A 22,590-nucleotide genomic window follows, 5' to 3' on the forward strand; every position below is an offset into this window, starting at 1 on the left:
CCCTTTTTTTTCAATCTATACCCATTCTCCACGCCACGATATCACGTTTTCTTCTCTGTAAGTCTCAGCTTTTCCAATGGATTGAAACAAATTCATTTTATATTTTACTATTTCTTTAGCTGCATCAATACACGCTGGATAAATTGCGTTTGGATCCCACAGCTCTGTTTCGGCCAAAATTTCACGGCACTTTTTATAAAAAGCGTACTTATAGTCCGATGAAATATTCACTTTTTGAATGCCAATTTGAACAGCTTCTGCAATCTCTTCATCTGGATTAGCGGAACCCCCATGCAACACTAACGGAATGTCGACAATTTCTTTAATTTCTTTCAAAATATCCATTCTTAACTTTGGCTTCATATCTTTTGGATAAATACCGTGACAAGTTCCAATTGCAATAGCCAATGTATCTACCCCTGTTTTTTCTACAAATTCTTGCGCATCTTCTGGTCTTGTATAAATTACCTCAGATACCCCTCCCTCGACCGAGGTACCTGTATTACCAATTGTTCCTAATTCTCCTTCCACTGATACTCCTAGCGAATGGCTGACTTCAACAATTTGTTTCGTCAATTGAATGTTTTTTTCTAGCGGGAGCAATGAGCCATCTATCATCACAGAACTAAATCCTACATGAATAGCCCGCATAATATCATCCAAATTTCCACCGTGATCTAAATGTAGCACAAATGGGACATGGCTATTCTTTATTCTTGATACCACATATGAAAAGAATTCATCCTTTACAAAATCCAATTCAGTTGGATGTACAGCGATAATAGCTGGTGAATTATTGCTTTCCGCCTCTTCTACTACCACTCTAAGGAAATTACTATCCGCCACATTGAATGCCCCAACTGCAAATTGATGTTTTTGCGCAACTTCTAATAATTGCTTCATATTTAATAACATACTATTCCCCTCTTTTCCACAATTTTATAATGATTTTCCTTCAGATCCTGCCAATTGAATATAATATTTCACTAAATCTTTCCCCGCGGCGATAGTCTGATGAATAATATTAAAGTAATCTAATTCATTAGAATTCATGTTTTCTCTTATACTATTTAACTGTGATTTAAAAAAATCGGAGCCAACATTAATTTTATTAATACCAAGAGAAACAGATTTTTTTATATTTTCTTCCCCACATCCAGATCCTCCATGAAGAACTAGAGGTATACCAGTTTCCCTTTTAATTTTTTCTAAAATATCAAAATGGAAAGCTGGAATATAACCATTAGGGTAATCCCCATGACTAGAACCATAAGAAATGGCTAACGCATCTACTCCTGATTCCTTTGCATATTTAATTGCCAACTCAGGATTCGTATACATCTCATTATCAGTCATATGATTACTAGAAATAGAACCAATGTTGCCTATTTCTCCTTCTACACTTGCATCATATATTTGTGCAAATTCTACCATGTCTTTTGTTATTCTAATATTTTCCTCAATTGGATAAGAAGAAGCGTCCATCATGACACTTGAAAATCCATCTTTTAAACACCTCTTCACAAACCCAATATCCTGCCCATGGTCTAAATTAATCGCAACTTCCACACTTGCTGCATTTGCCATTTCTATAATTGGACTTGTCAACAACTTACTTCCTAAATGCTGAATTAAATGCTCTTGTAATAAATCAATAATAATTGGTGCTCTTAACTCCTGAGCAGCTCCAATCACTGCCTTTGCTGTTTCCAAGTTAAAGCAGTTAATTGCCATTACTGCATAATTTCCCTGATTGGCTCGAGAAAGCATCCCCTTCATTGAAACATACATTCAGGTTCTCCTCCTTCAAAAATTACTCTTTACCTCTCTATCAAACTAGATAAAATCTTTAGGTTTCCTCTTTCAAAAAGATATTTTAATATCTGATAGATCAACTTTTTCTTCTTCGCTTGAAGTTTCTTCTATTTCCACAGCAGGTTCTTTTTTCCATAAAAACAACATGATTCCTGTAATGAATGAGCCAATAAGCAATGCCATACAAAATAGAATTGGATGTGTCATTGCAGGCACAATAAACATACCGCCAGATGGTACAGGAGATCCTACTCCCCACATCATAGAGAATCCACCCCCAATAGCTGCTCCAATCGTACAGGATGCTACAACTCTTACAATGTCTACTGCTGCAATTGGAATGACACCTTCCGTAATCATGCATATTCCCATTGGCAGAGCGATCTTAATATTATCCTCTTCTGTTTTTGTATACCTTTTCTTACGGAATAATTTAGAAAGTCCCCATGAAATGGCTACACCAAAAGGAGGAACCATTGATGCTAATATTTTTACAGCCTCTGGCTCATATATGCCTTCTAATAACAAACCATCTGCAAACAACGAAGCTACTTTATTAACTGGACCGCCAAAATCAAATGCCGCCATTCCACCTAATATCGCTCCAAATACAAATCGCATAGAACCTTGCATACTTGTTAAAAAGGAAGTTAAACCTTCTGTTGCCCACACGATTGGAACTCCAAGTACAAAAAACATAAGTAATCCGATAACCAAACTCGATATTAAAGGTATAATCATCATTGGCATTAAGCCCTCTGCCCACTTAGGAACTTTTAATTTTTTTCTTAAAAATAAGACAAAGTAACCAACAATAAATCCACCTAGCATTCCACCTAAAAATCCTGCTCCAATCGCATTCGCTATTAACCCCATTAATAACCCTGGAGCTATACCCGGACGATCAGCTATAGAATATGCTATTGCTCCTGAAATAACCGGTGCTAGTAAGCCCATTCCAAGGACTCCTAAAGAAACAAGAGCTGAGGGAATATCGAATGAAGCTTTATAATCTTCAATAACCGAACCACCTGTAAGATTGCCAATCGCAATAAGTAGTCCTGATGCAACAACAAGTGGTAGCATGTAGCTAATTGCAGTTAAAGCATGCTTTTTTATTTGCATTTTCTTAAGCATATAATAGACCTCCTCACTGTTTATTTAGCTCAGCTTCAATCTTTTGATATAGTTGCTTTGGTGCCTTTATCGCAATATGTGTTGGTATTTCCACTATTTTTTTTCCTGTAAATCGATCTTTACCACTAACCTTAATGTCGGCAGCAATTATTACTAAATCTGCTTCCTTAATCTCCTTAGCCGTTAACTCATCCTCAATTCCTATCGTTCCCTGCGTTTCAATTCGAACCTTATGCCCCAATTCTTGACCCGCTTTTATCAATTTTTCTTTAGCAATATACGTATGGGCAATTCCAGAAGTACACGCAGATATTCCAACAATATTCATACTAATCCTCCTCCAGTAAAAAAGTATTTTGCAAGATTCTTACCTTATTCATTTTTAGTTAATACCTTTAAAAATTCACTCTTCGTTTGAAGTGTTTGAAACTTACCAATTGTCTCTTCATCTGCTAATAAGACAGCGACCTTTTGTAATAGTTTAATATGGATAGTTGTTCTATCAGAATCCTTGACCGCAAATAAGATAATAATATTAATTGGATTCCCATCTAGTGATTCCCATTCTACAAATGTTTTTGTTCTACCAATTGCAATGGAAGTCTTTAATACATGCTCAGATTTACCATGAGGAATGGCTACCCCCTTTTCAAGACCTGTTACTCCTTCATTTTCGCGAAACATCACGTCCTTTATAAATCCTTCTTTATTAGATATACAGCCGTTTTCAAATAATAAATCGGTTAACTGACTAAGTACTTCTTCCTTCGTAGTTCCTTGTAAATTTAAGTCTATAAGGTCTTCAGTTACAACCTTATTAAAATCCAATTCTTCTATTCTCATGTCCACTTTATCCCCTCCGACCTTTCCATTTTCCACTGATAATACTTTGTTGATTGTAGTAATCCTTAATGAATTGATCTATTTTAAATTTATCCTCTTGGTTTAAAATAGGACTCACAAGAATGGTTGGCTTATCAATGATACTATGTGTTTTCACAGTAGAAATTACTAGTTCTACATCTTCGTAGTCTATCTGTTTTATTCGTTGTTGAGCAATAATTTTCTTTATATGGATATCAGGAAAAGTTCTTCTTATTTTTTCACTTAACAAATGAGAAGTGCCAATTCCACTTGTACATTCTATTAATATAGGAATCTGGTTAGCAAAATGATCATCATAAGATATCTGAAAGTATAAAGTAATATAGCCGATTTCCTCATCTGTTATATACCTCTCCCAATGCCCCTCTTCTATTAACTCGTTTATGCTAATCTTTACTAAGCCAAATATATTTGTAAAGTTAGATTTAATGGATTTTAAGATTGGATTAATAATATATATCCGGTGACTTAGTCGGTATATCATCGCATGCATATGCAAATTTAATCTTTCTAATAACTCATCATCAGTATCAAACTGATAGCCACTATTTTCTGTAACTCTCGCTATTAATCTATTTGCTAAAAGAATCACCTGTTCATTTTGATACTGTTCTGTATCTTGATTCAATAAAAAGCGTGAATTAAGTTTATACGCTTTCAAAATATAGTATAGAGAATAAATATCATATGCTTTTAATTGGATTGAAAAGCACTTTTCCATTTCACCAACCAAACTTTTACATACATAATAGATACTAGAGTTATTATCTATCTCTTCAAATACTAATTCTTCGTTTAATATAAGCTTATTACTTTGTTTTTCTATTATTGAGAGAAGGGAACAAAATAAAGTTAGGTAATAAGGCTGATCTAAGCTTAAATCATGCTCTACTTGAATATCATGTAGTAACTTTTTAATTTTTAATAAATTATTATTTTTTACTTTTACTTTTTTTATTGAATCAGGAATATCATATTGACTAAAAGGATCACCCATTTGAGTTAAGTAATTTTCAATAATCACCGCCATTAAACGATAAATGGATAGTTTATCTCCCTTTATAAATGTTCCTTCATTTGTTCTTATTAATCTTAAGTTATATGGCTTTAATTCTTTTTCAATATGTTTAAAGTCGTTGAGGATAGAACTTTGGCTTACGATGTATTTCTCCGATATTTTCTGAATTGAGGTTTTACAGGGTGCAATCGACAGAAGATATAATAATAGATTCAAACGGCGTTCATCTGGATAATCAAATACTGTAGTTTCACTTTCTAGTGTTTTCTTATTATTTTCTAAATAATAACCAAAATTTTCTTTTTTTATTATCCGAAATAGCATTGAATTTGCATCTATTATTTGTTGGATATCTCTATAAATTGTTTTTTTGGAAACTTCTAGCGCTTCTGCTAACTCAGCAGCTGTTACATAACGTTTCTCCTTTCTTAAGATATTAAGAATCATTTGATGACGCTCATTCATGACTTCACTCACGAATTACTTCACCTCTTTTCTTATCTCTATGCTATTATCTTATTCGATTGAAAACGGATACACAATTACAAAATTATAATGGATTTTGTGTCCCTATTAAAACGGGATTTCGTTTTAAGCTATGCCATTGTGTCTATCTGAAGTAATAGGGAGACTCTCTTCGTTTTTGCTATATACCGAAAAAGGGTTCTCATTCTATCCATAACAAAAAGCAAGGAAATATAAAATTCCTTGCTTTTTAAGCCATCTCATTCATTGATTCACTATAATGACAGGCAACCCATCTTCCTTCCTTTACCTCTCTCCATTCTGGTGCTTCCTTGCACATTTCTGTCGCAATTGGACAACGAGTCCTAAATCTACAGCCTGTTGGGGGAGAAATCGCACTAGGAAGATCACTATTTAAAACAATTCGTTCCCTCCTCCGTTCTACTTTTGGATTTGGAATGGGAATCGCAGATAACAACGCTTTTGTATATGGATGCAATGGCTCTTTGTATAACTCCTCTGCAGGGGCAAGTTCCACTAATCCTCCTAAATACATCACACCAATACGGTCACTAATATATTTCACCATCGATAAATCATGAGCAATAAACAAATAGGTTAATCCTTTTTCCTTTTGAAGCTTTTTCAATAGATTAACTACTTGTGCTTGAATGGATACATCCAAAGCAGAAATAGGTTCATCTAAAATTAAAAATTCTGGATCAACTGCTAAAGCTCGGGCTATTCCAATTCGTTGTCGTTGCCCACCTGAAAATTCATGGGGATATCTGCTTGCATGTTCTTTTTGAAGGCCAACCAAATCCAGTAATTCTTTTACCTTCTCTGCTCTTTCTTCCTTCGTTTGATACAATTGATGGATATCCATCCCCTCTGCAATAATATCTTCCACCGTTTTCCGTGAATCAAGAGACGCGTATGGATCTTGGAACACCATCTGCATTTTTCGATGGATTGCTTTCTTTTCTTCATTCTTTACATTTCCATTAATCTTCTTTTTATTAAAAATAACCTCTCCATTTGTTGCATCATATAGCTTTAATATGGTTCGGCCAGTCGTCGATTTTCCACAGCCAGATTCACCGACAAGTCCTAGTGTCTCTCCTTTCATAATGTGGAAACTAACATCATCAACCGCTTTTAATGTTTGATTTTTATCTAATGGGAAATACTTTTTAAGGTTTTTCACTTCCATGATTGGTTCACTAGATAGATAACGATGTCCCTCGTTATCTTCTAAATCCAGCGATTTCTGGACTAAAGAAATTCCTTTTTCATTCACACTTACAGGAGGCGTAATCTTAGGAGCTTTTTCATGAAGCAGCCAGCTTGCTGCATAATGGGTATCAGTAATTTGATACATTGGTGGCTCTAATTGATAATCAATCGCCATTGCATATTCATTTCTTGCAGCAAATGGATCACCCTTCGGAGGATCCATTAAGTTAGGTGGCGATCCTGGAATAGAGATTAACTCTCCCTTTGTATCCAAATTTGGCATAGAACTTAATAATCCCCAATTATAAGGATGTCTAGGATCATAAAATATTTCATCAACTGTACCTTTTTCAACAATTTTGCCTGCATACATAATAGCAACAGAGTCCGCAATATTAGCAACTACCCCTAAATCATGGGTAATCAAAATGATGGCAGTACCTGTTTTTTTCTGTATATCTTTTAATAAATCGAGAATTTGCGCTTGAATGGTTACATCTAGTGCAGTCGTCGGCTCATCTGCAATTAAAATTTTCGGATTACATGCTAGTGCCAATGCGATCATTATTCGCTGTCTCATCCCCCCAGAAAATTGATGAGGATATTGATTATATCTTAGCTCCACATTTGGAATTCCGACCAGCTCAAATAATTCTAAAGCAATTTTCTTTGCTTCTTTTTGAGCTATTTTTCGATGCTTTCTTACGCTCTCCACTACTTGTAGTCCAACTTTCATCGTTGGATTGAGGGCAGTCATTGGATCCTGAAAAATCATCGAAATTTCCGATCCGCGAATATTTTGCATCTTTCGTTCAGATAGGGAGACCAAATCTTGCCCATTAAATAGGATTTCACCTTTGCTAATAGTCGATATTCCTTCGGGCAACAATTTCATTATTGCTCTTGACGTTACCGATTTCCCTGAGCCAGATTCACCTACAATCGCTAATGTTTCTCCCTTCTTTAAATGGAAATCAACTCCTCTAATCGCTTGAACTGTCCCGGCATAAGTTTTAAAGGAAATGTGTAAATCCTTTACTTCTAAAATTGTATCCATTTTCTATGCCTCCCCAAAAAGTCTATCATTATGTACCATTGCTCCAAAATTATTTTCTCAATTTGGGATCAAAAGCATCTCTTAATCCATCTGCTAATAGGTTAAAGCTCACCATTAATCCAGTGATGATAATAGCCGGATAAATCAGTAAGTAAAATTGATTCCGCATAGAGTGGAAACCATCGTTTATCAAAACTCCAAGGGATGCAGCTGGTTCTTGGAGACCTAGTCCAATAAAACTTAAAAATGCTTCTGTAAAAATAGCACTTGGTATTGTAAACATCATATTAATGATAATTAAGCCAATCGTGTTTGGAATCATGTGATTGACAATAATCCGTTTATTTCCTGCGCCTAACGAGCGTGCAGCAAGAACGAATTCTTGATTTTTATATTTTAAAATTTGTGCTCTTACAATCCTGGCCATATTAACCCAACCTGTAATAACCATTGCAACAGTAATGGTAAAAATCCCTGGCTTCATCATCATAATTAATAGAATGACAATCACTAAATGGGGAATCCCCATAAGGATTTCAATGATTCGTTGCATCAAGCTATCAACTTTCCCGCCAATTAATGCAGAAATCGAACCAAAGGTTACTCCAATTGCTAAATCGAGAATACTAGCTAAAAAGGCAATGTATAAGGAAATTCTTGTTCCTTCCCAAATTCTCGTCCATTGATCTCTCCCAAACTTATCAGTTCCTAGCCAATGTTCTCCATTAGGAGGTTGATAGGTTTTATCATAATCTGTTTGATAATAGGTGTAACCATTCATATATGGACCAAATACCGCAAGCAAAAGAATTAACAATAAGATGACTAAGCTAGCAATAGCCGCCTTATTCTTTTTTATACGGATCCATGCATCTTTCATAAAAGAAAAAGACTGCTGAGAAATTTGTTCGAGCTCCTCCTGTTTTCTTCCAACAACTTCGAATAGTTCATCTGGTAACTGATCTATTTTACGATTTGGTTCTGCCATATATCATCACCCCTTTAATCCGCTAATTCGAATTCTTGGATCAATAACACTATATAAAAGATCAATAACGAGCATCGTTAGAATAAAAAAGGCACTGTAAAATAGGGTTACTCCCATAATGGTTGTATAATCATTAAACTTAATAGAATCAACGAATAGACTACCGATGCCAGGAATACTAAAAATATTTTCAATAACCAATGAACCAGTTAAAATACTAACCGCAACCGGCCCTAGAATCGTGATAACTGGAATCATCGCATTTCGCACAGCATGTTTGATAATAACTCCCCATTGGCTGAGCCCTTTCGATTTAGCAGTTAAAATATAATCTTGCTGCAGAACATCTAGCATTTCTGTTCGCGTAAATCGGGAAACAAGCGCGATAATCATTAAAGACAATGCTATCGATGGAAGGATGGAACTATCGTATCCTTCCCAAAATGCTACCGGAAATAAACCCCATTTCAACGCAACTATATATTGCAAAAGGGCAGCAAATACAAAGTTCGGAACGGAAACACCGATTACTGCTATGAACATCGTGAGATAATCCCAAACGGTATTATGTTTTAAGGCGGCAATCATCCCTAGAATTAACCCAATGGATAATCCAAGAACGATGGCCTGCACACCAAGAAATGCCGAAGGGAGAATACGACTGGATAAAAGCTCGTTCACAGACTGTCCTTTATAATAATAAGAAATTCCTAAATCACCTTTTACAAGATTCACTAAATATTTTCCATATTGCACATAAACTGGCTTATCTAATTCATATTTTGCTAGAAACTCCATTCTTGCTTCATCTGTAAGACTAGATAATTTTTCTTCATTAAAAGGAGAGCCTGGCAACATCTTCATCAAGAAAAAAGTAATCGTTGCAATAATCCATAGTGTAATGATTATATTTAAAATTTTTATGCCAATAAATTTCCCCATACAAACACCCCTTTCCATGAAAAATTTCGTTTGTGTTAATAGAGTAGGAGGGAAAAACTCTCCCTCCTATCTACATTCTTTATTTTTCGATTGTTACATATTTCAATTCTAATGAACCACCAGGCGGCAATTCTAAACCTTTTACTTTTGGATTGATCATAAACGCTCTTCCATCAAAATAGAGTGGACCAACAATCCCTTTATCAATCAGAATCTTTTCTGCTTCGATAAACAAGTCAATTCGTTTATCTACATCTGTTTCCGTTTGCGCAGCCAATACTAATTCTTGATACTTGCTATCTTCAAAATAACCACGGGATCCAGATGGTGGCTGTCCAAGCCATTCATAAATGAATGTCATCGGGTCATTATAATCTGCTCCCCATCTGTTTATTGCAATCATAAAATCTCCGTCACGCATCGCTTCCAGTCTTCCACTAAACGGCTTCGTTACGATTGATACATCTACACCTAGATTCTTCTTAAACTCACTTTGTAAAAATGTTGCCGTATCTTTAGAAACAGAATCATCGGATGCCAATAATTCGATTGGCGGTAATTCGCCACTCTCTTTTATTCCTTCTTCCAGTAACTCTTTGGCCTTAGCCGGATCTGGTGTAAAGACATCACCTGCTATTTCACGATATGTTGACGAGCTGTTTCCGCTAATACCAGCTGGAACTACCCCTGTGCCTGGTAGTGAACCATTATTTAAAATAGTGTCTGTTAAAATTTTCGGATCAAACGCTAATTGAAATGCTTGTCTAATCTTCTCGTTATCAAATGGTTTTTCTTGTAAATTCACTTGCGTAAAATAAGTACGGAACATCGTTTCAGTTCCATAGCCTTCTTTCTCTTTATAGCTATTTACATCCGATGATTGTAAGTAAACTTTATCCAGTTTCCCAGAATCATATAAATTTAGAGCGGTACTTGCTTCTTTAATAACATCTAAATTCACTTTATCTACTGCGACATTATCTTTATCCCAATATTCTTTATTTTTTTCTAATGAAACACCTTTTCCTTGATCATAAGAGGTTAATACATAGGGGCCATTATAAAGAATGCTATCTGCTGTTAATGCATATTTGTCATATCCTACTTCCTCCACAAACTTTTGATTTAGTGGGAAATAAGTAACAAAAGCAGTTAAATCAAGAAAGAATGGTGTAGGCTGATTTAATGTAACAACGAGTGTTTTATCATCTGGTGCATCTACTGCAACGGCTGATTCATCTGCTTCACCAGCATTATATTCTGCTGCTCCTTTTACAAATTGAGCAATAATGAAAGCATACTCACTTGCTGTATCAGGATCTAATGTTTTTAGCCAAGCATATTTAAAATCTGCTGCTGTAACTGGTTCTCCATTACTCCATTTAATTCCCTCTTTTAAATGAAAGGTATAGGTTAATGCATCCTCAGATATATCTACACTTTCAGCCATAGCTGGTTGAGGTTTGTTGTCCTTATCAAGTCGATAAAGACCTTCAAGTACATTATTTAAGATGGTAAAAGATGTTCCATCCGTTGATTTCGTTTGATTTAAATCTGGTATATCTGATTCTAACGCTAGATTCAATGAACTAACTTCTTCATTGCTAGATTTTTCTCCTTCACTTGAGCTAAAGCCAGCACATCCACTAAGCAATAGCATGAATACTACAATTACCGATACATTTAACATCCACCATTTTCTCATCTTTTTCCCCCTTATTATGTATATAGCATGTACACAACAAAAAAATGTTATATTTTCTGACAAAAATAATAGCCGAAAATTGATGAGAGTCATTAGATGTTACTTCTTATAACATAAAATCATTATACTTCCCCTTATTAAGGAGGTCAATTACTATTTTAAATATTTAGAAAAATCAAAACACAATAATAATCATCCGTAAATCTATAGACTAATAAAGCAAAAAAGCACAAGGTATCCCTTATACTTCCCCTTAAATATAGATTCCTTTTTCTCAAAAAAAGGCGATTTGCTGATCGCAAGCTCACCTTTTTAATCACTATAATATAAATTTTTCTCTACTACGAGATGAAAGAATCTCTAAAATTACTTGTAGGATACAACCACTGTACGAAAATATAAGGAGGCAATAATAGCTTTTTCTCTTGATGTTCTGATATGAAATCAGCTATAGCGATAGTCGATTCCACTCCTCCATGCAAGGATAGGTAATAATTTAGTTTTTTCATTACCTTGATCAAAGTATCCAATGTCTCTTTATCTTTTCTTAAAAGTTTATAGGAAATCCCTAAATTAGACTTTATGCCAAGTTGCTTTTGATGTACTGCAACCTCTTGAAATTGATTGCTCTCGATGTGATCTAGTTGAACAAAAATTTCATTTTCAGCATCTAACTTGTAAACGCCATTATTAGGTATTCCTGCAACAACATCTTGATTCAATTTAATAATTAAAGGAGAAATAGCTTGGATAAATTCTGGTTCAAACTTGTCAAACACCTCAAATAAAATCTGTGCGAGCGTATTTTTGTGAAAAAGCGAATCCCTTGTTTTCCGTATATTTTTATGATGTTTTTCAATGGAACACGCGACAATATGAGAAGTTGATGGCTGTAAATAATCTCGATTCATTTGATCTTGATAGTTTACAAATATCTGTTGCATTAACTGATTATTCATCTCCACCATCCATCTATTACTCCGTTACCTTATTAACAATACTAAATGGTCCTGGTTGAGCTTCGGCTTCAGCAAAAGCCTTATCTAAATTAACCCCTAATGTTAAAGTTACGAGAGCAAGAACAGCTAAAATTACTTTTTTCAATGTAAACACTCCTATCATTTATGTTTTGTTACTAATACTTTAACGCATATGATTTGTTTATTGAAAGAAGTAAAATTCTATTATTTTTTCTATCATTTAAATATATTTTTTCCTATGTAATTTAACAAAGCGTACGACTAAACCACTTGAAATATTCCGAGTTTTATTTCTCATAATCTAGCGCTCTCCTTAAAAGATCGGCTGCCTTTTTATAGGCTTTCTTTTCATAAAAATGATTCCCAAGCTCTTTCGTAATTTTTTTGATTAAAGCTCCCTGATTTAATTGTATGGCTGTATCAAGTAGCTTTTGCATCCCTTTTTCATAGGAACTCTCATTCCCTTGTATTTTTTTCACCGATAGTTTAATCATATTAAGACGAATATAATCGTACTTTAACTGATGTTTTTCTGTTATGGCAATTGCCTTTTCTAAATACTTATCAACTAAAACCCAATCTTTTAGATCTATATAGATTTCTACCAATCTTTTTAATGGATAAACATTTTGTTGCTCTAACGAATGCCTTTCAAACTTTTCCATGCTTTTTATATAGTATGTGACAGCACCGCGATAATCCTTCTTTTTTTCATAAATTCTGCCCATATTATGTTGAATCATAGCAGTATAGCTTACATATTTCTCCCTGTCTTTATCTTTTACTATAATAGCTTCTGCTTTTTTTAAGCACTCCATTGAAGTATCTAATTCATTATTTAATTGATATTGGACCCCAAGTGTAATTAAGACAATAATGATATTTTCTTTTTCTCCATATTTTTTAAATATTTCATAGGCTTTTTGTGAATAATAAAGACTAACCTCTTGATTAGCATAAGTCCTTTGCTTAACCAAGCTAAGATTATAGTATAATTTTGCAGCCTCTAAATTATCTTTATCTTTTAGCAAACTTTCCCCTTTAGAATAATAATGATTTGCAAGTGTAAAGTCCTGAAGACAATAAAAGAAGTTTCCACAAGCCAGAAAATAATAAAAATATTCTTCTTCTAACTCCACACTCATTTCTCCAGAAATAAACCTTTTCGATAAGTTGTAAATGCTCCTTGCCTGCTCTATTTCCCCTTTCGTCGTATAGTACCTCAACAGAACTCCATAGATCTCCAGATTTATTTCTGTAGAGTTCAACTCTAGTGTTTGGATATGTAAATAAGAGAGATTTTCTTCTGTTATTTCGCCGTTCCGTTTATAATTTTCTACAATTCCCAGCGTTTTCTCGTCTCTATTCGGGCTACTTAACTCGGTTAAATCATACCCAAGTCTTTTCGATACTTTTCTTAGAAACTCTGCCGAAGGATTAATTTGTCCATTTTCAATCCGGCTTAAATAAGTGATAGAACATATACCTTCTGTAAGCTCTTTTTGTGTTAACTGCTTATGAATTCGCAGTTGTCTTATTCTTTCACCTACCATTTCATCTTCCTTCTTTCCTTTCATTTCCATTTAATTTGCTATTACAATTATTATATCGCTCTTATACCATTTTAATTGAAAATATATAATGAAATTTTCTGTACTTTTGCAAAAAATAAAATTATACTATCAATTTTGAAATAAGTAAAAGAAACTTGTCCTGTCCAAGAAAAACAGTTCAAGTTTCTTTAATAGGTGCTATTCTACCAACTTTTTAATATTATTCATGATAAATCCACTCTTTGGCAATGTTGGCATCTGACTTAAATTATATTGTAAATCTTGATTCGGTACGTCATATTCCATTTTTGTTGAAAGAGCTCGTAAAACTACTTTCATCAATTCGACAGTAACCCCTTCTCCAGGGCAACGGTGTCCTTTTGCTGGGTCTCCTCCACCTTGTGGAATAAAATCAAATAATCCCCCGTCCCAATTTTCAAATCGACCAGGATTAAATTGAGTAGGATTTCCCCATAGACGAGCATCATGATTGGTCCCATATATATCTAATAACACAAGTGAGCCTTTTTGAAAGGAATGCCCACGCCAAATAAATTTATTTCGTACACGGGCACCGAGAAATGGTCCAAAGGGATAATATCGACGCACTTCATGGATGAACATTTCTATATAATGATTATCAGCATAACGAAGTTTTTCTTTTTCTTCCACATACTCATGCATAGCTAATGCAGCAAACGTAATAAAAGTAGAAATTGCCACAATTGGTCTTAACACATTAATTAATTCGATAGCTGCCATTTGCGTATCAAGCTGTGTTCCATCTATTTTTTTATAAAAAGCCATTTCATGTAGAGCCGTTCCTTGCTCCGTTACTACTTTTCCATTGCGTACATTTTCCATCAAATCCTTTATCCATCGTTCTGCTCGGTTACGAGCCATTCTTCCTTTCCAATGCACGGGACCAATTGTTCCGAAAGCATAAACCATTGCGATAAAATCGTCCCCACGTTCTGTCACTTCTGTTTCTGCAAGCGGAACTCCTGCCCACTGACAAGCTACTTTACATAAAAGATGCTTCATTTCATCAAATAAAACAACTTGATCAGCATTTTCCCACTGTTTCATAACATCAGCAAGATATTCTGTTGTAAGAGTAGCTAGTTTTTGTTGATGAGCAGGTGTCAATAATGACATAAAGAGCAGCTTTCTGTGAAGATGTATTTCACCATCCAAGCTTTGAATCGCATTTTTCCCAAACAATGATTGTTGCACGCGCATTGGAGCAGCACCTTTACGTTGAAACTTCTCCGTGTCATAAAAGACTTTCACAGCTTCCTCTCCTCTTATACAAATAACTTGTTGACCCAATAAACGCACCTTAAAAATATCCGTTTTATACTTATCCATTCTTTTATTAATAAATAAGTACCCTTCTTTTAGTAGAGTGACAGTTTTATCTAATCCTTTTTCTGAAGGTATTTTTGATTTTGTTGACATTTCTGACTCTCCTTTAAACCTAAACGGTTATCAATAAAAAAACAACAGCAGGTATCCTTCTGTTATTTTTTTGAATTTTTCATTGCTTTTAAGAAAATTGCCCCAATCCCAAATACAGTTAGAGTAGTAAGGATAGGGTGTTTTCTTCTTTTTACGCACTTACTACGAGAACCATTCAACCCTTTCTCATGTAAACCATACCCTGAATGAAATAAATAATTACTATTCTTCCGAAAATCAGAAAATTTATTTTTATATGGGGTAGGAGAAATCCTTATATCCCTTTGTTTTAATTCATTTAAGCCATGTAAGTAAAGAACCCTTTTATCATATTCTCTTTCTACAGTATTCAATAGTAAGCCTCCTAATGATGAACCAGAATACAACTAGTATTTGGTAAATTGCAAAGAATAATCATTAGGAAAAAAACGCCATGCTTATTTTATCTATACAGACAGTTAATGTTATGGAAAACGTTCATTTCAACGGAGATTATAAAAAGAAGAGTGAGGAGAAAAAATGAATGAATACATCTAAAAATTCAGCCATTCATTTTTTCTATTTGAAGTGTCTCTAACTAGCCAATAGCCTTTGTTAAAGTTACATTTCCCTTCCAAATATGAACAAGGAGAGCAAGTATCGGAAATGCTATAGCAAAGAGTAAAGCAGCCTCCGGACTAAATTGATAATAGCTATAACTTCCAACCCAAGAGCCAAAAGCTCCGCCTAAGAAGAAGATCGTCATATACAATCCATTCAGTCTATTCCTAATCGATGGATTTAAACTATAAATAACCTTTTGACCCAATAACATATTTCCTGCTACACCAATGTCTAGAATAATTCCAGAGATGACGATAAGCACAATGCTTATAAACGAATGATCTCTTACAAAAAACAGAAGAACAATAGAAAGGATAACCAGGCCTATTGATACATTTGTCATAAAGTATATATAACCTTTATCTGCTAACTTCCCAATATAAGGAGTCAATAATGCTCCAGCAATAGCAACAAAACCAATGAGCGCAATTTCATTATTTGAGAAACGCAAGGACTCGGATCTTAATAATATCGGCATAACCGTCCAATATAAACTAAACGTAGCAAATATACAGGCATGATAAAACGCTCTTTGCTGTAAAGGCACTGTATCAAATAAAACTCTTACCATCGAACGTAATAAAGCAGGATAGGTTATCCCAAGGTTTGATTCTACTTCAAAGTCCGGCAAAAATTTCAATAATAATAGCAAAATAGAAACTAAGAGAAGGAAAGAAAAAAAATAGACCATTCTCCATCCTACCCAATCCGTAACAGCGATTGAAAATGGACGCGCAATCATAATTCCGATTAAAAGCCCACTCATTACTTTTCCAATATAATTTCCAGCTTCTTCTTTTGGTACAATTTTCATCGTTAACGGAACAAGCATTTGAGCTGCACTAGCACCGATTCCTATAATGGTAACAATGAACAAAAAGAGAAAGCCATTTGTTGATAATAAAGCTCCAATTAATGAAAGGATTGTCAGTCCTAATAGAAAGACGATTATTCGCTTACTTTTGTATAAATCCGCCATCGGCACTAAAAAAAATAAACCAGCACCATATCCTATTTGCGTTAAAGTTGTTAAAAGTCCAGAAAAATTAGAAGAAATATGTAGATCCGCAGAAATAAATTGGATAATTGGCTGGGCATAGTAAATATTAGCGACAACTGCTCCACAGCTAATCGCTAAAAGAAAGATGAGAAAATTTGTTTTTTTATTCATTTACCTTAATTCCTTCCATCAGACTAGATGTTATATAATATAATTATTTCAAAAGGAAAAGTCTAGAATAACAGCTTGACTATTTTCATTATGCTCTGAAGCTTTAACTCAAGGAGCTAAAACGCCGACACAATAAAAACAAGGAGTGTTTATCCGTCATAAAAACGGTTAAACACTCCTTGTTTTTTCCCTTCATCTCACTCCCAAACAAACGTACAAATCTCCGCTTCCTTCATTTGATGGGAATCGAACAGCTCCCCGTTCATTTCTTCCAATAAATTGGATCTGCTCGGATATTTCCCATTACATGCCACAGATAAAGGCTGTTTTTCTCCTGTTAAATTATATCCTCGAAGAACTATTTCCTTGCTGTTCTCCTTCTGCTTAAAGGCTGTTAATCGAAAAGCCTTTCCGTCCAATTGTATAAATTCATATGTGGACGGATACGTACCTTTATGGATATCCGTTTGAACACTCGAAAAAGGAATTTGGAAATTAATCGCTGCATGATAGGATTCTAACTTGTTCGTACTATCGTGAAATCCTACTGCGAATTTCACTGTTTGCCTTCCTTGGCACTGAGCTTCCGGCGTTGGGAAGTAACCCCAATCCCCCAATTCTCCAACTGCTCGAAGCAAAGTTACTGCAATAGTATCCTCAACTATTTCATATTCATTAAGTCCATAATTAGCAACCGTAACCCCTCTATGCCCATCATGCAAATTAACAAATGCATGCTGATGCTGCGGATTAGTTGGATTTTCCCAGCCGGAATTTACTTTATTCGGCCTCTTCACTACTTCGAAAACGCTATCCGCTTCGTGTTCATCTACATGAATACCTGTTGGAAAAAGCACCCGCAAGCGATGGTCCTTCATTTGGTTATCAAATGATGTTTCGAACAAAAGCTGATTACTATTTGACTCTAATCTTATTTTCGTTTTCAGTTCTAATGTTTTTAGCTTTTTCGAACGACCCGCGTTTCGTTCACGAAATTCAATTAATCCCTTCTGTTCCTCTGATAACCTTTCATCAGCTGATTCCGGAATAATCATTTTTTGTGTTAAAAGCACTTCCCCATATGCAAATGTATCTGCGAGAACTTCTATCTTTACAGTCCCTGCAGAAGATAAAATAGGCTGATCTCCTTTTGGCATTTTGTAAATATATTCATTGCCAACATCTCCAGTACTCTCAAAAACAAGGAAATTAGTGTATATACTATTCGTCGCTTTATCCCAAATGGTCAATGTACCATTTTGTTCTATTTCCACCTTCACATGATCATTTTCCAAAAGCTGACCATTATTTTGAACAAACCTTTTGCATTCTCGCTGCTGTGATTCCCCTTCTATAAGCGCGTAAGTTTTCCAAGATAATGGGCTCATTTGATTTATCAGGAGCTCCACGGTCACATAAGCACCAATAAACGGCTGACGAAAACGATCCTCTGGCAGATCATATCCAAAACGAATATCCGTGCAGATTAATCTTGCTGGAATCTCCACTCCCTGTTCATCGATGACTTTTATCGTTGGAAGTTCTTCTGCTTTTAGCTTGCGATACAATTCATCTGGACGTCCACTAGAAAACGGAAGCCTCTTCCACTCTATCTCGATTTCTACTGAACCTGTTTTTGCACTGCCAGCTGTATTAAAGACAATAAATGGGCGGCTTTCATCTGGAAAGTAACTAGTATCAACTTGTTCTGCTAGTCGATTCATGGCTTCCTTTTTTATAAACTGTCCAACTTCCTCTGCTTTATGAAAGCGAGTCATCATTTCACGATGTACCTCATCCACACAGCAGCCGCAAATACTGTCATGTGGATGATTTTGCATCAATTGCTTCCAGGAAAACTGGAACATTTCATGAGGATATTCCCCCTCTTTTTGATACGCCATTGCAGCCAATGGTTCTGCTACATTTTCTAACAATCTACTAACATCTGTATTTCTTTGTTTCAGATACACTCTTGCAGAAGCGGTATTTGCTAACGTATACCAACCATCCGTCTCCTGACTAGTTAATTCTCCTTTCACTGTGTGTAGATTTTCAGGAATATCCTGTTTCAAAATCTTCATGTACTCATCAAAACTACTATGTATGAAGGTTATGTCAGGATATAAAGCATTAGCAACCTCAATTGCCTTTGTAATATTTTTCTGCACTGGCTGATGATCACAGCCATTCATAAACAGTAGATGTTCTGTTGATGCATATTGAAGGGCATCCTTTAATTTCTGATCCCAAAATTGCTTCGCTTCTACTTCCTCTACAGGAATTTCGTTTCCATTACTATACCAATTTGCAAAAAGAATGCCTAAAACAGAGGATTTATCAGGACCTTCCCACCACATTTCCGAAAATGGTGAACTATATTGATCATCATTGATAACAATATTATTAAATCCTGTAGGTTTCACGCCTCTACCAAAGGCTGCTACATCCATACCTGACTGTTGAAGGATTTGTGGTGCCTGCCCCATATTACCAAATGTGTCCGGAAAATAACCTAACTTAACAGGAGAACCCCATTTTCGACATTCTTGCAATCCAATTAATAGGTTACGTACATTCGATTCACTACTAATCAAGAAATCATCTTGAAGAATATAGAAAGGACCAATCTTTAATTTTCCCTCTTGAATATACTTTTTGAGTTTCCATTCATTTTGCGGCTTTACCTCCAAGTAATCATCAAGAATAATTGTCTGACCGTCTAAATGAAAGCTATCAAAATGGGGATCTATTTCAAACAATTCTAGTAAATCATCGATTAATTGAACAAGTCGCATTCGATGCTGTTCAAAAGGCAAATACCATTCTCTATCCCAATGACTATGGGAAATAATATACACTTTTTTCATCTAGAGCACTCCTCGGTTAGCTTCTTTGTTATTTTTTCTTCACTCGAATATCAAAGTAATCCATTACAAGCTCGCAAAACATCATATTCGCCCAAGAGAACCACTCTCTTGTATATCGAGATGGATCATCGACATCAAACCCCTCATGCATTAAATGTGTTCCTCCATCACAGGATACAAGTAAATCCAGGATTCTCTCTTTCTCCTTTTTATCCTCAGTAGTCAAACCTTCCATCGCAAGAGCAATTGGCCAAATATAATTTACCGGTGTATGAGAGCTTCCTATCCCCTCTGCATGTTCCCCTTTATAAAAGTAAGGATTTTCTTTGCTAAGCACAGTCCGGCGTGTAGCTTGGTATCTCTCATCCTTCTCCTCTATAAATCCAAGATACGGAGCAGACAATAGATTAGGAATATTCGAATCATCCATTATATTAAAATTGCCTTTTCCATCTACTTCATAGGCATAAATTTCTTCTCCGTCTTCATTGCGAACTACAGCAAATTCTTCAATTCCCCTTTTTATAGCTGCTTTTAATTTTTTGAATTCAGGAACAAGATTCTTATCCAAGAGAACATCTTCATAAATCTCTATTAAATAACCAAGGACTACGCTAGCAAACATATTGGAAGGCACTAAATAACCGTAAGCACAAGCATCGTCACTTGGTCGAAACCCTGACCAAGTCATGCCAGTTGGTACTACCCCTGCTCCCCGCCCCTTGTTCACCAAGGTATCCTCTTTTCTATCCGTTACTCTTTCAAACGTATAAGGTGAATTCGTATGATCTTGTTCTACCACCCATACTTGCATTATTTTTTGAATTGCTTCTTGAAACGTATTATTAAATTGATCTGTTTTTCCTGTTGCCTTCCAGAACAAATAACTAAGCTGAATAGGATAGCATAAAGAGTCGATCTCATACTTCCTTTCCCATATCCATGGATTCATTTTCGTTAGATCAGTTTGATGTCCTGCTCCATCCGCCGCCTTGTTGAAAGCGTTCGCATACGGGTCTAAGCAAATATACTGAAATTGTCTTTCGATAAGTCCAGCAATCATATTAGCCATTTCCTCATCTGTTTCTGCCAGTACTAAATATGGTCTAACTTGTGCGGTTGAGTCTCTAAGCCACATCGCTGGAATGTCACCAGTTACAAGAAAAGTAGTTCCGTCCTCCAGCTTTTCGACCGTTGTTTCTAATGTATTGGCAAAGCATGTATTGAAATTAACTGCCCAATCAGCATGTTCTTCTCCGCATTTTTCCGTAATCATTTTCATAAATTCTCGTACTGATGACATCGCTGTTTTTTGATATGACATTTTTTAAACCCCTTTTCGAATTTGATATATCATTTATCACTATTTTAGTTTTAAATTTTCCAATTGTCTAGCTTTTCTTTGACTGTTTTCCTATACCTTGTTTTCTTTTAATGGAGTTTTATCATAATAACTTATTCCTCCCCACTGATGGTTAGTTGAACCATCTAGACCTATACGGACAGTTAATCTTCCACCTCTCTTCCTCAAATTCTCTTAAGTAAGAGGTGAGCGTCTTACTGCCCGTTAAATTGGGATAAAAATGAAAAAGTCTCTATCTTCCCAAAAACAATCTTTACTGTAACCATTTTCATGTTATAATAAATTTGATATATCATTTAAGGAGTTTATAATGAAAAAAGAACCGCTTTATCAGAAAATCGTCTCAGACATAATGGCTCAAATTCAATCCGGGGAATTAAGACCAGGCGATCAAGTACCTACAGAATTAGAAATATCAAAGCATTATAATGTCAGTCGGATAACCTCTAAAAGGTCTTTAACAGAATTGGAAAATCAGCAGTTAATTGAAAGGATACAAGGGAGAGGAAGCTTCGTTTCCGAACAGAAGCAAGTTCATTCTAACGTCATTCTCTTTATCTTGCCTTTTCCCAACAACCCAGGCTTAGGGGATTATACACAAGGAATTAGCCGTTTTATTGAGAATTCATCCTACACAGTCCAAATCCAGACCAATACATATCTTACGAAGCTTGACTCAAAAAAAATCACGTCTATGTATGCTGGATTAATTCTCTACCCAGAGGCTGGGACATCCCATTTAGATATTCTTTATACATTATATCTCGAAAAATTTCCGGTTGTCGTGCTCGATAAGAAAATCGAAAGCATTCCTTTTCCTTTTATTACATCTGATAATATGCAAGGCGGATATTTAGCTACTCAACATTTGATTATGCAAGGACATAAAAAAATCCTTTTTTACGCGACCCAAAACCTAGAACGAAGCTCGACTATCCGGGAACGCTACTTAGGATATTTAAAAGCGATTCACCAAGCTAAATTAGATTATCACGATTCAAAAGTAGTAAATCCCAAGGAAGACACCAGTGGCTTTATCGATAAACTAAAGGAAGAAAACGTTACAGGGGTTATTGTAGAGAACGATATTAACGCCATTCATTTAATGAAAGAAATCAAAAGCTGCGGCTATCAAATCCCTGAAGATTTTTCTATTATCGGATTTGATAATATCCAAGCATCTGGACTTATAGACCCAGGACTAACAACGATTGCCCAAAGATTCGAGGAGATAGGATATCAATCTGCCAAACAGCTTATTCAATTAATCGATAAAAAACAAGATATTCAATCTGTTATAGTTCCTATTGAAATAATAATTAGAGAATCAACGAATTAAGG

At 35.2% G+C, this 22,590-nt stretch carries 19 protein-coding genes; 1 reads left to right on the plus strand and 18 read right to left on the minus strand.

Translation table 11 applies throughout. The features are described from left to right. Positions 1–15: 15 nt before the first annotated feature. From RTL21_RS02500 to RTL21_RS02585, 18 genes are all read right to left on the minus strand, one after another. Positions 16–915: a ketose-bisphosphate aldolase gene (locus RTL21_RS02500; protein WP_312092992.1), complete on the minus strand. Its 900-nt coding sequence runs from the start codon at positions 913–915 to the stop codon at positions 16–18. 24 nt (positions 916–939) lie between these two features. Continuing rightward, entirely contained in the window at positions 940–1,791 is an 852-nt protein-coding gene (locus tag RTL21_RS02505) for a class II fructose-bisphosphate aldolase (protein WP_312092994.1), read from the minus strand. Positions 1,792–1,863: 72 nt separating this feature from the next. After that, positions 1,864–2,952 (minus strand): PTS fructose transporter subunit IIC, encoded by a 1,089-nt coding sequence (locus tag RTL21_RS02510; RefSeq protein ID WP_312092996.1) that lies wholly within the window; start codon positions 2,950–2,952, stop codon positions 1,864–1,866. A 13-nt stretch (positions 2,953–2,965) separates the two neighbouring features. After that, a complete protein-coding gene (locus RTL21_RS02515; RefSeq protein WP_312092998.1) occupies positions 2,966–3,280 on the minus strand; it encodes a PTS fructose transporter subunit IIB in 315 nt (104 codons plus the stop codon). A 44-nt stretch (positions 3,281–3,324) separates the two neighbouring features. Continuing rightward, complete coding sequence (locus tag RTL21_RS02520; RefSeq protein ID WP_312093154.1) at positions 3,325–3,795, minus strand: PTS sugar transporter subunit IIA; 471 nt, start codon at positions 3,793–3,795, stop codon at positions 3,325–3,327. A gap of 7 nt (positions 3,796–3,802) precedes the next feature. Continuing rightward, entirely contained in the window at positions 3,803–5,332 is a 1,530-nt protein-coding gene (locus tag RTL21_RS02525) for a BglG family transcription antiterminator (protein ID WP_312093000.1), read from the minus strand. Positions 5,333–5,570: 238 nt separating this feature from the next. Beyond that, positions 5,571–7,613 (minus strand): ABC transporter ATP-binding protein, encoded by a 2,043-nt coding sequence (locus tag RTL21_RS02530; RefSeq protein WP_312093002.1) that lies wholly within the window; start codon positions 7,611–7,613, stop codon positions 5,571–5,573. A 49-nt stretch (positions 7,614–7,662) separates the two neighbouring features. Then, on the minus strand, positions 7,663–8,601 hold the full coding sequence (locus tag RTL21_RS02535; protein WP_312093004.1) for an ABC transporter permease: 939 nt from the start codon (positions 8,599–8,601) through the stop codon (positions 7,663–7,665). Positions 8,602–8,607: 6 nt separating this feature from the next. Next, on the minus strand, positions 8,608–9,543 hold the full coding sequence (locus RTL21_RS02540) for an ABC transporter permease (RefSeq protein ID WP_312093005.1): 936 nt from the start codon (positions 9,541–9,543) through the stop codon (positions 8,608–8,610). Between the two features lie 79 nt (positions 9,544–9,622). Continuing rightward, positions 9,623–11,248 (minus strand): peptide ABC transporter substrate-binding protein, encoded by a 1,626-nt coding sequence (locus RTL21_RS02545; protein ID WP_312093007.1) that lies wholly within the window; start codon positions 11,246–11,248, stop codon positions 9,623–9,625. A gap of 341 nt (positions 11,249–11,589) precedes the next feature. Next, entirely contained in the window at positions 11,590–12,207 is a 618-nt protein-coding gene (locus tag RTL21_RS02550) for a hypothetical protein (RefSeq protein ID WP_312093009.1), read from the minus strand. Positions 12,208–12,223: 16 nt separating this feature from the next. Next, complete coding sequence (locus RTL21_RS02555; RefSeq protein WP_312093011.1) at positions 12,224–12,352, minus strand: hypothetical protein; 129 nt, start codon at positions 12,350–12,352, stop codon at positions 12,224–12,226. Positions 12,353–12,515: 163 nt separating this feature from the next. Then, positions 12,516–13,805, minus strand: coding sequence for a helix-turn-helix domain-containing protein (locus RTL21_RS02560; protein WP_312093013.1), 1,290 nt, complete (start codon positions 13,803–13,805; stop codon positions 12,516–12,518). A gap of 174 nt (positions 13,806–13,979) precedes the next feature. Then, the gene (gene cypC, locus RTL21_RS02565) at positions 13,980–15,242 is read right to left on the minus strand and encodes a CYP152 family fatty-acid peroxygenase CypC (protein WP_312093015.1); all 1,263 of its coding nucleotides are present in this window, start codon (positions 15,240–15,242) and stop codon (positions 13,980–13,982) included. A gap of 62 nt (positions 15,243–15,304) precedes the next feature. Further along, entirely contained in the window at positions 15,305–15,595 is a 291-nt protein-coding gene (locus RTL21_RS02570) for a hypothetical protein (RefSeq protein WP_312093016.1), read from the minus strand. A 224-nt stretch (positions 15,596–15,819) separates the two neighbouring features. Further along, positions 15,820–17,016 carry an MFS transporter gene (locus tag RTL21_RS02575; RefSeq protein ID WP_312093017.1) on the minus strand — a complete coding sequence of 399 codons (1,197 nt, stop codon included), beginning with the start codon at positions 17,014–17,016 and terminating at the stop codon, positions 15,820–15,822. 197 nt (positions 17,017–17,213) lie between these two features. After that, positions 17,214–19,886 carry an alpha-mannosidase gene (locus RTL21_RS02580; protein ID WP_312093018.1) on the minus strand — a complete coding sequence of 891 codons (2,673 nt, stop codon included), beginning with the start codon at positions 19,884–19,886 and terminating at the stop codon, positions 17,214–17,216. A 28-nt stretch (positions 19,887–19,914) separates the two neighbouring features. Beyond that, positions 19,915–21,210 (minus strand): glycoside hydrolase family 125 protein, encoded by a 1,296-nt coding sequence (locus tag RTL21_RS02585; protein ID WP_312093020.1) that lies wholly within the window; start codon positions 21,208–21,210, stop codon positions 19,915–19,917. 349 nt (positions 21,211–21,559) lie between these two features. Here RTL21_RS02585 and RTL21_RS02590 point away from each other — a divergent pair, with 349 nt between their 5' ends. Further along, positions 21,560–22,588 carry a GntR family transcriptional regulator gene (locus tag RTL21_RS02590; protein ID WP_312093022.1) on the plus strand — a complete coding sequence of 343 codons (1,029 nt, stop codon included), beginning with the start codon at positions 21,560–21,562 and terminating at the stop codon, positions 22,586–22,588. Positions 22,589–22,590 lie beyond the last annotated feature (2 nt).

Origin of the sequence: Niallia sp., from assembly GCF_031978665.1 — a bacterium.
Classification (GTDB): domain Bacteria; phylum Bacillota; class Bacilli; order Bacillales; family Cytobacillaceae; genus Niallia.

What these genes read in the sequence shown, in the direction of transcription:
- RTL21_RS02500 (WP_312092992.1), bottom strand. Translation starts at nt 915, where the DNA reads ATGTTATTAAATATGAAGCAATTATTAGAAGTTGCGCAAAAACATCAA.
- RTL21_RS02505 (WP_312092994.1), bottom strand. Translation starts at nt 1,791, where the DNA reads ATGTATGTTTCAATGAAGGGGATGCTTTCTCGAGCCAATCAGGGAAAT.
- RTL21_RS02510 (WP_312092996.1), bottom strand. Translation starts at nt 2,952, where the DNA reads ATGCTTAAGAAAATGCAAATAAAAAAGCATGCTTTAACTGCAATTAGC.
- RTL21_RS02515 (WP_312092998.1), bottom strand. Translation starts at nt 3,280, where the DNA reads ATGAATATTGTTGGAATATCTGCGTGTACTTCTGGAATTGCCCATACG.
- RTL21_RS02520 (WP_312093154.1), bottom strand. Translation starts at nt 3,795, where the DNA reads ATGAGAATAGAAGAATTGGATTTTAATAAGGTTGTAACTGAAGACCTT.
- RTL21_RS02530 (WP_312093002.1), bottom strand. Translation starts at nt 7,613, where the DNA reads ATGGATACAATTTTAGAAGTAAAGGATTTACACATTTCCTTTAAAACT.
- RTL21_RS02535 (WP_312093004.1), bottom strand. Translation starts at nt 8,601, where the DNA reads ATGGCAGAACCAAATCGTAAAATAGATCAGTTACCAGATGAACTATTC.
- RTL21_RS02540 (WP_312093005.1), bottom strand. Translation starts at nt 9,543, where the DNA reads ATGGGGAAATTTATTGGCATAAAAATTTTAAATATAATCATTACACTA.
- RTL21_RS02545 (WP_312093007.1), bottom strand. Translation starts at nt 11,248, where the DNA reads ATGAGAAAATGGTGGATGTTAAATGTATCGGTAATTGTAGTATTCATG.
- RTL21_RS02550 (WP_312093009.1), bottom strand. Translation starts at nt 12,207, where the DNA reads ATGAATAATCAGTTAATGCAACAGATATTTGTAAACTATCAAGATCAA.
- RTL21_RS02560 (WP_312093013.1), bottom strand. Translation starts at nt 13,805, where the DNA reads ATGAAAGGAAAGAAGGAAGATGAAATGGTAGGTGAAAGAATAAGACAA.
- cypC (WP_312093015.1), bottom strand. Translation starts at nt 15,242, where the DNA reads ATGTCAACAAAATCAAAAATACCTTCAGAAAAAGGATTAGATAAAACT.
- RTL21_RS02575 (WP_312093017.1), bottom strand. Translation starts at nt 17,016, where the DNA reads ATGAATAAAAAAACAAATTTTCTCATCTTTCTTTTAGCGATTAGCTGT.
- RTL21_RS02580 (WP_312093018.1), bottom strand. Translation starts at nt 19,886, where the DNA reads ATGAAAAAAGTGTATATTATTTCCCATAGTCATTGGGATAGAGAATGG.
- RTL21_RS02585 (WP_312093020.1), bottom strand. Translation starts at nt 21,210, where the DNA reads ATGTCATATCAAAAAACAGCGATGTCATCAGTACGAGAATTTATGAAA.
- RTL21_RS02590 (WP_312093022.1), top strand. Translation starts at nt 21,560, where the DNA reads ATGAAAAAAGAACCGCTTTATCAGAAAATCGTCTCAGACATAATGGCT.